The organism is Lentihominibacter hominis (assembly GCF_014385065.1).
GTDB lineage: Bacteria > Bacillota > Clostridia > Peptostreptococcales > Anaerovoracaceae > Lentihominibacter > Lentihominibacter hominis.
This window is the reverse complement of sequence record NZ_JACRTA010000001.1, coordinates 441,313-455,267: the sequence shown is the minus strand read 5'-3', so window position 1 is coordinate 455,267 and position 13,955 is coordinate 441,313. Positions and strand designations below refer to the sequence as shown.

The following is a 13,955-nucleotide window of genomic DNA, read 5'->3' as shown; positions in this document are numbered from 1 at the left end:
TTGCTCAGTTGTTATACCATCCGGGCATTCCGGGATCTAAGCAGTCATTGATTTGTTTTATTTCCTGATATTCTTCCAGACCATGGACTCCAAGGTCTCTTCCTATGCCGGACATCTTGTATCCTCCCCATGGACCCTCGACAAAGCATGGATTGTAACAATTTATCCAGGTGATCCCGGCGCGGAGCTCTTTTATTATTCTTATAGCTCTCATATGGTCATTGGTGAATACTGCCCCGGCAAGGCCGTATTCAGTATCATTTGCTAATGCCACAGCTTCTTCTTCGGTTTCAAATGTCTGAATCACAACTACAGGCCCGAAGATTTCTTCTTTGACAATAGTCATATCAGGAGTACAATAGTCAAAAATAGTAGGCTTTATAAAAAAGCCATCAGCACATTCTCCTTCGGTGTATCTTTCTCCTCCGCATCTGCATACAGCGCCTTCCTTTTTCCCTATTTCTATATATTTTAATATCTGAGTCATCTGATCTTCTGATACAATGGCGCCCATATCCGGGTTCTTCATAGGATTTCCTATTGTCATGCAGTTTGCTCTTTCTGCAAGTCTTGCGACGAATTCATCGTGTATGGAATTATGGATGATTATACGGGAACCAGCTGAGCAAACTTCTCCTTGGTTCATGAATATACCTATCATAGACCATTCTACGGCACGTTCTATATCTATGTCGGGAAAGAGAATGCTCGGAGATTTTCCTCCGAGTTCAAGGCCTATTTTCTTCACATTTGCAGCAGCTGCCTGCATTATACTTTGTCCTACAGGAGTGCTTCCCGTAAATGTTATGCAGTCTACATCCTTGCTTTCTGCAAGTTTGCCTCCTATCATACCGCCTGGACCCAGAACAAGATTGGCGCATCCTGCAGGAAGGCCTGCCTCATGGAATATTTCAAATAGTTTTACTACGCTGGCAGGAGTTATAGTAGCAGGTTTTAGTATTATACTGTTTCCGGCAGCAAGGGCAGGAGCCAGTTTCCATACTGCTATCATGAGAGGATAATTCCAAGGAGTTATGAGGGCGCAGACTCCCACTGGCTCATGTACAGTATATGAATGCATTTGACCGAAACCATCGTTTACTTCATATGAGCCTCCTGACGGTTTTGTTATCAGCCCTGCATAATATTTAAAAACATGAATGGCGTCTTCCACATCCGCTTCAGACTCACGGAGAGGTTTTCCCTGATTCTCCGTTTCTATCATGCTGAGTTCATCTTTAGCAAGGGTCATCAGATCGGCAATTTTAAAAAGTACGTTTGCTCTGTCCTGCGCAGACATCCTTCGCCACTTTCCTGATATATAGAAGGAATTTTTTGCTGAATCAATGGCTGAATTGATGTCTTCCTCGCCGCTTACTGTTGCTTTTCCAATGATTTTGCCGTTGGCAGGATTGATTATATCTGTGGTTTTTCCTGAGCAGGCATCTTGCCAGTGTCCGTTGATATAGTTTTTAAATATTTTCATATTTTCACACCTTTCATCGTTTTGTTCATACGTGCCGGAGCTAAGTTATCTGCCCCGAAATTTTTGGATATTACAGATGAGAAAAGTATAAAGAAAAGCTTATGATTTAGATGTTATATATACAACACTTCCGGATATTTATCTGTGGAATATCGTTAATAGATTTGCCGCAGGTCAGATAACGGTATGTATAGTATATGTAGTTTTGTAAAAGCTAATCAGACCTTCGCGGCGCATATCATTGAGCTCTTTTGAAAGCGTGCTGCGGTTTATGCATAAGTACTGTGCGAACTGTTCCTGAGTCATACCTATATCAAAGGTATGGCTGTTTCGCTTTTCACTTATGATACTCAGATAGGTTATTATTCTTTCGCGTATAGTACGTTTTGATAACACGTCTACCTTATACATGATTTTGATATTCTGATCTGAAAGAATTTTTGTCATGTTTTGGAGGAGCGTTATTTTACAAGCACTTGAGATTTCATTGCCGGAAAAAAACTCAGAATATCTGAAAAAAACGATGGTACAGGCAGTATCTGCTATGAGCATGCTCGGACTTGTAAAGAATGTGGAAGAAACAGCTTCAAGGCCGATGATATCGTTTTTCCGGAATGTCTGTAGTATTTGAGATGTGCCGTTATAATGATATTTGACAGATAAAACGTTGCCTTCTGCTATTATTCCTATTTTATGGATGATATCGCCTTGGGTCTGAATAGCTTCTGTTTCGGAGTACATTCTGACGGCAGGTTTCAATTTGCCGCATACGATGTCAAAATCCTGTTGGGCTATATTTTTAAAGAGGGAAGAGTTTTTTATGATATCAAAGTCCAGCATAGTACCTCACCTTATGATTTATAATAATATCTGATATTATCATAAATCGGGCAGAGTTAATGTTGTGAACCCAACACAGGATGTTGTCTCACATGCTTCTGATACGTATGAGAACAGGCCTTTGCAGGACTGCACAGTCCTTGACAGATAAACTGTGAAAGGCTATAATTCAACCTATGAAATCACACTGAAACGTAAAGGAAAAAACATGAAGATTATAATTACGGCAGGCGGCACCAGTGAGAAAATAGATGATGTGAGAACCATAACAAATTCGTCAACAGGAAGACTTGGCTATGCCATCGGCAGGGTCTTTGCGGAAAAGTATGGAGATGAGATAGAAAAGATCTATTATCTTCACGGCATGCGGGCTGCGTATGTCAAACATCCTAAAGTATATCCTATAATGATCGAAGGAGTGGCAGATCTGCAGGAGCAGCTTACCAAGCTTCTTACTAATGAAAAAATAGACGTTGTTGTCCATGCTATGGCAGTGAGTGATTATATCATAAATGAGGTAACCACTTTGGACAGGATAAGAGGCGTGGAGAATTCCGAATGCAAGGCAGACCTTTCCGGTAATAAGATAAGCTCTGATATAGAGGATCTTGTTATTCACATGAAACGATCGCCTAAGGTGATAAGCATTATAAAAAAACTGAGCCCTTCAACTGTTCTTGTGGGATTTAAACTTCTCAGCGGAGTGTCTCACGAGGAACTCATAGATGTAGGGTGTCGTTTAATGGATAAAAACGACTGCGATTTTGTCCTGGCTAATGATCTTCGGGAGATAGGCAGAGACTTTCACCGGGGATACCTTATTCATAAAGACAGGACGTATGATATAATGGAGAATAATGAGCAAATCGCAGATATGATAGCGGTGCGAATTATGGAAGGCCGCTAAAGGAGGGCGATCTGATGAATATAGTTTTGGGCGTGACCGGCAGTATAGCTGCCTATAAGGCGGCGGATATAACCAGCAGCCTCACAAAACGGGGACATAATATAGATGTAATTCTGACTGAAAACGGCAGCAAGATCATTACGCCTATAACTCTGCAAACTTTAAGCAAAAATAAAGTTTATATGGATATGTTCGAAGAAATAACGCCAAAGGAAGTAAAACATATCTCTTTGGCAGAGAAGGCGGATATTGTTCTCATAGCGCCTGCAACGGCTAATATAATAGGAAAGATTGCAGGAGGGATAGCAGATGATTTTCTTTCGACAGTCGTTATGGCGGCGGCGCCCCATACTCCTGTCTATATAGCGCCTGCTATGAATACGAATATGTATGAGAATCCTATAGTACAGGACAATATAGACAGACTGAAACGTTTTGGATATCATTTTATAGAGCCAAAAGAGTCTATGCTGGCATGCGGCGTACTGGGAAAAGGTGCGCTGGCTGATGTTGATGATATAGTAAGAATAATCGAAGGGAGCATTAAATAGATGATAAGTTATAAAAGTACGAGAGGAAGCAAGAATATAAAAACAGCAGCGCAGGCTGTTATACAGGGCATTGCGGAGGATAAAGGTCTTTACGTTCCTGACAGCATACCTGCTTTGCCTAAGAAGATATCAGAATTTGCCGGCAAGCCGTATAAGGATGTAGCGCGTGAGATAATCAAAGCATTTTTTACCGATTATACGGATGATGAGATGCAGCTCTGTGTGGATGGAGCATATGACGAAAAATTTGAAGAAAAGGAGATTGTGCCTGTCAGAAAAGCCGGCGGTGCCTACTTTCTCGAACTCTACCACGGAAAAACAGCTGCTTTTAAGGATATGGCCCTTTCGATATTGCCCTATCTTCTCACGACAGCAATGAAAAAAGAAAAGGAAAAGAAGAAAATTTGTATTTTGACAGCAACTTCCGGAGATACGGGCAAAGCTGCGCTTGAAGGGTTTGCTGATGTTCCCGGTACAGAGATAATCGTCTTTTTTCCTAATCAGGGGGTAAGTGAAGTTCAGGAAAGACAGATGGTTACACAGGAGGGAAACAATACTCATGTTTTTGCCATAGAAGGAAATTTTGATGACGCTCAGACAGGTGTTAAAAAAATATTCAATGATACGGATTTTGCCGAAAAATTGGCTGAATCCGGATGCAGGCTTTCATCTGCCAATTCCATAAATATAGGACGTCTCATACCTCAGGTAGCATATTATGTTTACGGATATGTGAAGCTTGTGGAAAGAGGCGTTATAAATGACGGTGATAAAGTGAATATCGTGGTTCCTACGGGGAATTTCGGAAATATCTTGGCTGCCTATTATGCAGGAAGCATGGGGATCCCTGTAAACAAGTTTATCTGTGCCTCTAATGAGAACAAGGTTCTTACAGACTTTTTCGAGACGGGTGTTTACGATATAAACAGAGAATTTTACCTGACAAATTCACCGTCAATGGATATCTTGATTTCCAGTAATCTTGAAAGACTGCTTTATCATTTGGCAGGCAATGATGGAGAAGAGATCCAAAGCCTTATGACTGCTCTTGATACGAAAAAACGATATGAAGTAAGTGAAAAATTTAAAGAAGGTATGAAAGACTTTTACGGTGGGTTTGCCACTGTTAAAGAAACTAATGAAGCAATCGGTGAAATGTACAGCGAAAGCGGATATCTGATGGATACTCATACAGCTGTGGCATATAAGGTATACGAGGATTATGTAAAAGAGACCGGAGATGAGACACCGGCTCTCATAGCGTCTACAGCCAGCGCATATAAGTTTGCAGACAGTGTAGCACATTCCATCGGCCTGGGAGATGAGGAAAATGGATTTGCCTATGTCAAAGCTCTTGAAGAAAAGACCGGGGTCAGAGTTCCTGCAGGACTTAAAGATCTTGATAAAAAACCTGTAAGACATAGGGGTGTGATAGAGATAGGACAGATGGCAGAGGCGGTAGAAGATAGCGTTAAATAATTTGAGATGAAGGGGCTGTCACACTAAGCAATTGGTGTGATGCCCCTTTTTTTTGATCTGAAAAATACATGCTTATTCTTAATGTGTTTGCAGGATCATGGGTAAAAGGCATAATGTTAAATCTATGTAATATATCTACCGGATTTGTAGACTTGAGAAGAACAGGGAGTATAATAAAAATATGACCGAAAGGTTTTTACATAGATATTAAAGAAGAAAGGAGGATATAAGATGACTAAAGAAACAATGAAAAAGAAAAAAACTATAGCACTGATAGCACATGATCACCTGAAAGAAGCTCTCGTTAAATGGTGTGTAGAAAACCGGGATAAGCTTCAGAAACATTTTCTGTGCGGAACAGGTACGACTGCAAGGCTCATATCAGATGCAACAGGACTTCATGTGGAAGGATATAAAAGCGGCCCATTGGGAGGAGATCAGCAGATCGGAGCCAAAGTAGCGGAAGGCAAGATAGATATGTTGATTTTTTTCTGGGATCCATTGGAAGCTTTGCCTCATGATCCTGATGTGCGGGCTCTTTTAAGGATTGCAGTGGTCTATGATATACCGGTGGCAACTAATAGAGCTACAGCTGATTTCATAATGACATCTTTCTATATAGATGATGAATATGAACGGGATGTTCAGGATTTTACTCCTGTGATAGAGAAGGAGTGCAGTACTGAAAAAATAATAATATCAGAAAGATAAAATTGTCCAGATGAGAATCGCATTAAATGCGATTTCACCCGGACAATTTTTTTTGTTTTGATTCTCTGGATTTTTGTTCTCTGCGGGTACGCCGTTCTTTGTAAATAAAAGGACGGACTATGGGGCGGAGAAGCTTTCTGTGTCTTATTTTTCGGTAAGGACATATGAGTTTTCCGATTCCTCTGTTGTAAAGTTTGAAACTTAGTATACCTATCCAGTGCTCTTTTCTTTTTGCTTTTTTTGTTTCCTCACGTTCAGTTCCATGGGCTTCTATTTTTACTCCGTTTTTTACTGCTGCTATAAGATCATTATTACAGTAGATATTTTCGGATATATCTGTGCAGGCCATTCCTATATATTCGCTGACATGAGAGTCTGAACCGGCAAACGTGGGAAGTCCGCATTCTTTTGCGAGAAGAGCGGCTTTACTGTTTGACGAGCGAGATTCACATGTATTAAATGCCTCTATGAAATCAAACCTTTTTAGAAGACGCATATCCATTTTTTTAAAGCCCATCGCGCTGGAACTCGCCACTCCGAAAGGATGAGCAGGTCCGAGAATGCCTCCGAAAATATGAACAATCTTTATCAGTTTGCTGCATCTCATTCCGCGTATCTTCATGATGGGAAGATAAAGATCATCAGGCATGATAACGAGGATATGACCGGCGTCTTTAGTGTCATATTCTACGCCTCTGATTACGCAGAAGTCTTTGTATCGGGGGTCATTTTTTATTTTGTCCCAGGCTCTGCAGCCTTTGTAGCTGTTATGATCTGAGATCATAAAACCGTTAAAGCCAAGTGCCATGAATTTGTGAACAAATTCTTTTACAGAAACCTTGGAATCCAGTGAACCTTCTTTTGTATGACAATGTAAATCAAATTTCAATGTTTTCGCCTCGGTTCTTATATTAATAATATAGATTTTAAGATAAATCTAACTATACTCTAATAGTATTCCCAAATTAAAATAAATTCAATGAAAAATAAGTGAAAAAAATATTTCCATAAAAACACTTTTAGAAATATCTTGACAGTTATATGTTCCGGAATCTATAATATTACTGTAAAAATCTGTTTCAGGGCGAGGTGAAAGTCCTCACCGGCGGTGATTGATCCGATGATCATAAGTCCGCGAACCTATCTATAGGCCGAACAGGTGTGAATCCTGTACCGACGGTTAAAGTCCGGATGAAAGAAACGAAGATACTTATGTTGTATTTTTGATACGAGTATTTTTAGTCTTGGAATAAATTTTCCGAGGCTTTTTTTATGCAGCGGAAGCGATCAGGACATGGATGAGGCGCTGCATATGAAACCTGACAGATGACAATAATTATTATTTTAATCGAGGAGGGTTCAATATGACTCAAAAAACTGCTGATAAGAATACGCTCAATAAGCCGCGGATGAGCAGCAGAGAAAAAACTGTAAGACTGGCAAAGATGGGAATGCTGGTGGCGGTATCTATCGTACTTGTGTATTTTATACACTTTCCGATATTTCCTGCTGTGGCATTCTTAGAATATGATCCGGCTGATATTCCTATTCTTATAGGGACATTTGCTTTTGGTCCTCTGGCAGGGGTGATCCTGACAGTAGTAACATCAGTGGTGCAAGGGGTGACTGTGAGTGCAGCCAGCGGGCTTTATGGCATAATTATGCATATTATTGCTACAAGCGTACTTGTATTGGTGGCAGGTATCATATACAAGTATAATAAGACAAGAAAAGGAGCTGTTATAGCTTTATTGTGCGGTGTTGCAGCCATGACAGCAGTTATGATAGGCGCAAATATGATAATAACACCGATTTTCATGGGAGTTCCCCGCGATGTAGTCTGGGATCTCATGCCGTTTATTGCAGGCTTTAATGCCATAAAGGCAGGAATAAACGCAGTTGTAACATTTATTCTTTATAAGAGGATATCCGGATTTTTGCATAAGACATCTTGATCGTCTTTCAAACGTACCATTTATTTGCTTATGATAAAAGAGGCTTCGTTTAGGTTGAAGCCTCTTTTTGACAGCCTTAATAATGAAGCTTTATTTTTGCTGAATATTTTTCAGTTTTTTTATATTGATTGATGGCTTTAGCAGAGCTTGCTTCCGTTGGCGAGCAGTTTGAATTTGTATCCTAAGACTTCGGCAGTTCTTTTGCACATGATCATTCTTTCAAGGAATATCTCAAAATAATCCATGAGACTGCAGATGTCGTCGTCCAGTTCAAGATTCATCTGAATAATTTTCTTTTCTTGATTAATATCGAGCTTAGATGACAGGGCTGTGTAATTGACCCGGTCATGTATATCAAAATTAGCTTTGGTTTTATTATTAACTCGATTTCTTCTTACGTCAGTTTTATCAGCCAGTATCAACGCTGCAGAAACAGGATCTATGGCGTTTCCGGAACTCTCATCATGGTGTCCGATGGCAGAAGTTACTGTCATTATATCTTCAAGCGGCATTTTGAGTTCTTTGAGTATCTGGTATGCCAAAATTGCTCCGCTGTGTGCATGGTCGTTCCTATTAATGCTATTTCCTATATCATGCATATATCCTGCTATTCTTCCGAGCTCTATATCATGATTGCTGTAGCCCAGAGATTTTAGTATCCAACCTGATCTGGCGGCAACTTTAGCGGCATGTTTTGATGAATGATCTGTGAAACCCATTACCTTTAAGACATTGTTGCCCTGCTCCAAAAGCATGTTTATTTCTTTATTTTTTCGTATAGTTTTATAATTTATTTTTTCTTCCATAATAACCCTTATTCACCAACCTTAAGTAAGTATTTAAAATCCGTATATACGGACAGCCTTTGAATTTTTATGTATAATATTGTAATATGTAAAAGAAAAGTTAACCATCATATTATTGTAAATTCTTTGTGAAAATATATTTATTTAAGCAATGTATAGCCTCAAATTATGTACGCTATATAAAAATTAATGTTATTTTATCTACCGTTGCCGGCAGATAAATTTTAATTCGGTAAAACCGGAAAGGATAGGACTTTTTTATTTTCGGGAATCTTTATATCAGTACATTTCTGTGGTATACTACATAGGTTATGGAACAGAAAAAAATATTTATAAAAAATGAAAAAGATTCTATGGAATTCGGAAAGTTTCTGAGTAGGAAACTAACAGCCGGTAGTGTCATAGCTCTTACAGGGGATCTGGGTACAGGCAAGACGACGCTTACTAAAGCTGTCGCTGAAGGTCTGGGAATAAAAGAAACGATAACAAGTCCCACGTTCAATATAGTAAAACAGTATGACAGCGGACGCCTCCCGTTGTACCACTTTGATGTTTACAGAATAGGGGACATAGAAGAGATGTATGAGCTTGGATATGAGGAATATTTTTTTGGAAGAGGTGTCTGCATAATAGAATGGGCTGAGCTTATAGAGGATATTATTCCTGATAATGCGGTAAAGATACAGATCCTATATGGCAAGAAAGAAGGAGAACGTATATATATATGTACATTTTAGGAATAGAAACCACAGGAGTTTTTGCTTCGGTGGCATTGATGAAAAATAGAGAAATTGTCGGATATGTCAAAGGATCAGACAGGTTTTCACATTTGCAGAATCTTATGCCGCAGATAGAAACTGTGCTTGAAGAAGGCGGGATAACACTTAAGGATATAGAGGCTATTGCAGTTTCATGCGGACCGGGATCATTTACAGGGATAAGAATAGGTGTCTCCTCGGCAAGAGCATTGTCTCAGATGACGAGAATTCCTTGCGTTCCGGTACCCAGTCTTGCAGCTTTGGCCATGAACGCAGCGTTTATTGATAATAAGGATATTTTGATATGTCCTATGATGGACGCCAGAAGAAATCAGATATATGCAGGAGGGTATTTTTTTGAAAACGGCTTCCCTGTAGAGAAGATAAAAGCAGGGGCATATATGCTTGATGAATTTTTGTCGAAGACAGAAAGATATGATCGAATATTGACGTTAGGCGATGCCATTGATGTTTACGAGGAAAAAATGAAAAATTTGAGATTGCGGGGAACTGAGACAGCCTCTGAGGACATAAGATATCAGGACGCGGTTTCAGTAGTACGGCTGGGAGCAGAGCTGTACCGCAAAAACGGAGGAATCACCTATGATAAGGTGGAACCGGATTATATGCGTCTTGCTGAAGCCGAACGAAAGCTGCGGGAAAAGCAGCGGAAAGGCTGATGACTATGGCAGATGTGATTATCAGGCAGGCGACTGCAGAAGACGCCGATGATATATATGAAATAGAGAATTTGTGCTTTCCTGATCCGTGGAGCATGGACGCTCTCGTTTATGAGCTTTCGGATAATCCGAGGGCTTTTTATATCGTTGCGGAGCTGAACGGACAGGTGGTTGGATATGCCGGACTGTGGTGGATAGATGATGAGGGGCATATAACAAATGTAGCTGTCAAGCCGGGATTCCGCAACAGACGGATAGGCGAAGGCATAATAGGAGTTATGATAGACTTTACATCACAGGAAGGCATAGTGCATCACACTCTTGAAGTGAGGAAATCCAATACTCCTGCTATAAATTTGTATAAAAAATTCGGATTCCGTACAGAAGGTGTCCGTAAAAAATATTATCTCAATAACGGAGAGGATGCGTTGATTATGTGGCGTCACGGAGAATAAAATCCGGACTTTCAATAGATAATAGTAATATACTTTTATCTAAGGAGGAAGATTATGGATAGATTTTCGGGAGAAAATATGAATGTGGTTTTTTATCCATGCAGGAAATTTTCCAGGCGTCACGATTTCGATGTGTTTAGCATGAGTGATTATATGTCATGCGAGAATTGCAGACATCTTAACGGAGAAAACCAGTGTGAGAAAAAATTGGAAGAAAGACGGAATAATTTATGAAGAACGGAAAAATAGTAACACTCGCAATTGAATCCAGCTGTGACGAAACGGCAGCGGCCGTGTTATTGGAGGGGCGGCAGATCCTTTCCAATATTATTTCGTCACAGATAGATATACATAAGCAGTATGGGGGAGTAGTTCCGGAAATAGCCTCCCGTCATCATTTGAATAACATAAATGCAGTGGTGGATATGGCGGTAGATGAAGCAGGCATCACTGTTGATGAAGTGGATATGATAGGAGTAACTTATGGACCGGGGCTTGTAGGGGCTCTTTTAATAGGTCTTGCTACAGCGAAAGCTTATGCTTTTGCTGTGGGAAAACCCCTTATAGGGATTCACCATATACATGGACATATATGTGCAAATTATATAGAACATAAGGATCTAAGGCCGCCTTTTACAGCGCTGGTGATATCTGGGGGACATACCAATATAGTAGAAGTGACAGATTATAACGAATGCCGTATATTAGGAGGCACCAGAGATGATGCGGCAGGAGAAGCTTATGATAAAGTTGCAAGAGTACTTGGGCTGGGATATCCGGGAGGCCCTCTGATAGACCGGCTGTCAAAGAAAGGCGATCCTCATGCAGTTGAGTTTAAGCGTGTATTTCTTGAAAAAGACAGTTTTGATTTTAGCTTCAGCGGAATAAAGACAGGAGTGCTTAACTATATAAATTCGGAAAAACAGGCGGGAAGAGATATTGATACTGCTAATGTGGCGGCAAGTTTTCAGGCAGCAGTTCTTGATGTTATAGTGGCCAAGACTATGAGGGCTGCTGTGGATATGAACAAGGACAAGATTGTGTTGGCCGGCGGTGTAGCATCCAACAGCAGACTCAGGGAAATGATGAAGGCAGAGTGTGACAAAAAGGGAATAAAGCTTTATTATCCGTCGCCGGTATTGTGCACAGATAATGCGGCTATGATAGGATGCGCCGCATACTACAAGTATATGGCAGGTCAGCGTGACGATCTTACTTTAGATGCCATACCGAATCTGCCATTATAAAAATACATACCGAGGTTAGATATGATAGTATTATCAGCAAAAGATCTTACAAAAGAATACGGAACAGATATTATTCTCGATAAGGTTTCGTTTCATATAAATAAAGGAGAACGGGTAGGTATAATAGGCGTAAACGGGGCCGGAAAAACCACCCTTCTTAAAATACTTACAGGAGAACTCTCCTGTGAAAAAGGGGATTTCTTTGTCTCTTCAGATACTAATATAGGATACTTGAAACAGGATGGAGGCTTTAACTCAGAAAAAACCGTAATAGAGGAAGTTGAAAGCATTTTCATTAAGTTTCATATTATGGAAAAAGAAATGGAAGAAATTCTTACAAGGATAGAAAACACTGCAGATAGAAACGATCATGAGACAGGAGAAAAGCTGTTGCAACGCTATGATGATTTGCAGGAAAAATTCAAAGCTCTCGGAGGATATACATATAAAAGTGAGATGACAGGAATACTTTCCAGTATGGCTTTTGGTGAAGAAAGTTACGGAAAGAAGATATCGACTCTGAGCGGGGGAGAAAAAACGAGACTTGCTTTGGCATGTTTGCTCTTAAAGAAGCCTGATATACTTTTTCTCGACGAGCCTACAAACCATCTTGATATAGGTACCCTTAAATGGCTGGAGCAATACCTGAAAAGTTATAAAGGCACCATAGTACTGGTATCTCATGACAGATATTTTCTTGATGAGACGGTTACAAGAATATTTGAGGTGGAGAATCATAAGCTGAATATATATGAAGGAAATTACAGCTTTTATGCTTCTGAACGTAAAAACAGGCGTGAAGCAGAAATGCGGCGTTATGAAAAGCAGCAGAAGGAGATAGGTCGCCAGGAAGAAATAATAAGACGTTTCAAACAGCGGGGAACAGAAAAGTTGGCCAAAAGGGCAGCTTCGCGGGAAAAGCGCTTGGCAGCTATGGATCTGGTGGAAAGACCTGAGGCACAGAGAGGTACGATGAAGATTTCTTTTAAAGCTGATTTTCAGAGCGGAAGAGATGTACTTCTGGCAGAGGGGATCTCTAAAAGCTTCGGATACGGCTCAGGCAGAGTAGATTTGTTTCATGATGTGAACCTTGATATCAAAAGAGGAGAGAGAATTTGCATAGTAGGGGCCAATGGCATAGGAAAGACAACACTGCTGAAGATTCTCATGGGAGAGCTCTCTGCCAACGGAGGACGGATAAGAACAGGATATAATGTTCAATTCGGATATTATGACCAGGGGCAGCAGCTTCTTAACGGGGCAAATACAGTTATCGGAGAACTTCGGGATTCCTATGGCCTTTATTCTGATACAGAGCTGAGGAATATTTTGGGAAGATTCATGTTCAGAGGAGAGGAAGTGTTTCTTACAGTAGGCTCTTTGAGCGGAGGAGAAAAAGCAAGACTTGCACTTTTGAAACTTATGATGTCAGGCTCAAATGTACTGATGTTGGATGAACCTACCAATCATTTGGATATAGAGTCGAAAGAGGTGTTTGAAGAGGCTCTTTTGGATTTTCCCGGAACGTGTATAATAGTATCCCATGACAGATATTTTCTCAACAGAATACCTACCAGAATAGTAGAGCTTACCTCTGAGGGAATAGATAATTATCTGGGTGCGTATGATTATTATATAGAAAAAAAACAGCAGCAGATACAATCAGGAAAAAAGTATCTGGAAGAATTGTCTGCCAGAGGAATGCCTTCAGATGAGGCAGCGGACATTTTTTCTGAAAAGAGCGAAATTCCGATGTCTTCTGCTGAAAGAAGGCGTCTGCAAAAAGAAAAGGAAGCAGAGGAAAGACGGCTCAAAAGACACAGGGAAGCACTTGAAAAAGAAATACAGACTCTTGAGGATGAAATAAAAGATCTTGAAGATCAGCTCTGTAAAGAAGAGGTCATCACAGATCATATGAAGCTGGCGGAAATCAGTAAGATTCTTACTGATAAAAAAGATGATCTTGATCAGCGATATGAGAGCTGGCTTCAGCTTCAGGAGGGCTGAAGGTCACTTTATTCTTTTTTTATTAAAAGTATTGCAATAAAAGAATTGATACACTATAATGATTGAGAAGTTG

At 40.1% G+C, this 13,955-nt stretch carries 15 protein-coding genes and 1 riboswitch; of the genes, 11 read left to right on the top strand and 4 right to left on the bottom strand.

The features are described from left to right. Positions 1–4: 4 nt before the first annotated feature. Together H8692_RS02135 and H8692_RS02130 are read right to left on the bottom strand one after the other, a co-directional pair. A complete protein-coding gene (locus tag H8692_RS02135; RefSeq protein ID WP_177269307.1) occupies positions 5–1,486 on the bottom strand; it encodes an aldehyde dehydrogenase family protein in 1,482 nt (493 codons plus the stop codon). Between the two features lie 174 nt (positions 1,487–1,660). After that, on the bottom strand, positions 1,661–2,326 hold the full coding sequence (locus H8692_RS02130) for a Crp/Fnr family transcriptional regulator (protein ID WP_177269305.1): 666 nt from the start codon (positions 2,324–2,326) through the stop codon (positions 1,661–1,663). Positions 2,327–2,480: 154 nt separating this feature from the next. On the opposite strand from H8692_RS02130, the gene H8692_RS02125 reads away from it, so the two are divergent. The 4 genes from H8692_RS02125 to H8692_RS02110 all read left to right on the top strand — a co-directional run bounded on the left by H8692_RS02125 (position 2,481) and on the right by H8692_RS02110 (position 5,974). Next, positions 2,481–3,233, top strand: a complete 753-nt coding sequence (locus H8692_RS02125; RefSeq protein WP_346727721.1) for a phosphopantothenoylcysteine decarboxylase domain-containing protein — start codon at positions 2,481–2,483, stop codon at positions 3,231–3,233. Between the two features lie 14 nt (positions 3,234–3,247). Beyond that, entirely contained in the window at positions 3,248–3,784 is a 537-nt protein-coding gene (gene coaBC, locus H8692_RS02120; RefSeq protein WP_465250881.1) for a bifunctional phosphopantothenoylcysteine decarboxylase/phosphopantothenate--cysteine ligase CoaBC, read from the top strand. After that, complete coding sequence (gene thrC / locus H8692_RS02115) at positions 3,785–5,263, top strand: threonine synthase (protein ID WP_187524894.1); 1,479 nt, start codon at positions 3,785–3,787, stop codon at positions 5,261–5,263. It begins immediately after the preceding gene. 231 nt (positions 5,264–5,494) lie between these two features. Further along, positions 5,495–5,974, top strand: coding sequence for a methylglyoxal synthase (locus tag H8692_RS02110; protein ID WP_177269298.1), 480 nt, complete (start codon positions 5,495–5,497; stop codon positions 5,972–5,974). A 34-nt stretch (positions 5,975–6,008) separates the two neighbouring features. Here H8692_RS02110 and H8692_RS02105 read toward each other — a convergent pair whose 3' ends face one another. Beyond that, positions 6,009–6,863 carry a PHP-associated domain-containing protein gene (locus H8692_RS02105; RefSeq protein ID WP_177269296.1) on the bottom strand — a complete coding sequence of 285 codons (855 nt, stop codon included), beginning with the start codon at positions 6,861–6,863 and terminating at the stop codon, positions 6,009–6,011. Between the two features lie 182 nt (positions 6,864–7,045). Beyond that, positions 7,046–7,181: riboswitch (FMN riboswitch) on the top strand. A gap of 157 nt (positions 7,182–7,338) precedes the next feature. On the opposite strand from H8692_RS02105, the gene H8692_RS02100 reads away from it, so the two are divergent. Further along, positions 7,339–7,929: an ECF transporter S component gene (locus tag H8692_RS02100; protein WP_243206874.1), complete on the top strand. Its 591-nt coding sequence runs from the start codon at positions 7,339–7,341 to the stop codon at positions 7,927–7,929. Positions 7,930–8,066: 137 nt separating this feature from the next. Here H8692_RS02100 and H8692_RS02095 read toward each other — a convergent pair whose 3' ends face one another. After that, positions 8,067–8,735 carry an HD domain-containing protein gene (locus H8692_RS02095; RefSeq protein WP_187524893.1) on the bottom strand — a complete coding sequence of 223 codons (669 nt, stop codon included), beginning with the start codon at positions 8,733–8,735 and terminating at the stop codon, positions 8,067–8,069. Between the two features lie 311 nt (positions 8,736–9,046). Between H8692_RS02095 and tsaE the strand changes: the two genes are divergently transcribed. The 6 genes from tsaE to abc-f are packed head-to-tail and all read left to right on the top strand — an operon-like array spanning position 9,047 to position 13,882. Next, the gene (tsaE, locus tag H8692_RS02090; protein WP_187524892.1) at positions 9,047–9,472 is read left to right on the top strand and encodes a tRNA (adenosine(37)-N6)-threonylcarbamoyltransferase complex ATPase subunit type 1 TsaE; all 426 of its coding nucleotides are present in this window, start codon (positions 9,047–9,049) and stop codon (positions 9,470–9,472) included. Next, positions 9,460–10,173: a tRNA (adenosine(37)-N6)-threonylcarbamoyltransferase complex dimerization subunit type 1 TsaB gene (tsaB, locus tag H8692_RS02085; protein ID WP_187524891.1), complete on the top strand. Its 714-nt coding sequence runs from the start codon at positions 9,460–9,462 to the stop codon at positions 10,171–10,173. The genes tsaE and tsaB overlap by 13 nt, the downstream gene beginning before the upstream one ends. Continuing rightward, complete coding sequence (gene rimI / locus H8692_RS02080; protein WP_187524890.1) at positions 10,173–10,628, top strand: ribosomal protein S18-alanine N-acetyltransferase; 456 nt, start codon at positions 10,173–10,175, stop codon at positions 10,626–10,628. Before tsaB ends, rimI begins: the two co-directional genes overlap by 1 nt. A gap of 54 nt (positions 10,629–10,682) precedes the next feature. After that, entirely contained in the window at positions 10,683–10,862 is a 180-nt protein-coding gene (locus H8692_RS02075) for a hypothetical protein (RefSeq protein WP_177269286.1), read from the top strand. Next, complete coding sequence (gene tsaD / locus H8692_RS02070) at positions 10,859–11,875, top strand: tRNA (adenosine(37)-N6)-threonylcarbamoyltransferase complex transferase subunit TsaD (RefSeq protein WP_177269284.1); 1,017 nt, start codon at positions 10,859–10,861, stop codon at positions 11,873–11,875. Before H8692_RS02075 ends, tsaD begins: the two co-directional genes overlap by 4 nt. A gap of 21 nt (positions 11,876–11,896) precedes the next feature. Continuing rightward, complete coding sequence (gene abc-f / locus H8692_RS02065) at positions 11,897–13,882, top strand: ribosomal protection-like ABC-F family protein (protein ID WP_177269282.1); 1,986 nt, start codon at positions 11,897–11,899, stop codon at positions 13,880–13,882. The last annotated feature ends 73 nt before the right edge of the window (positions 13,883–13,955 follow it).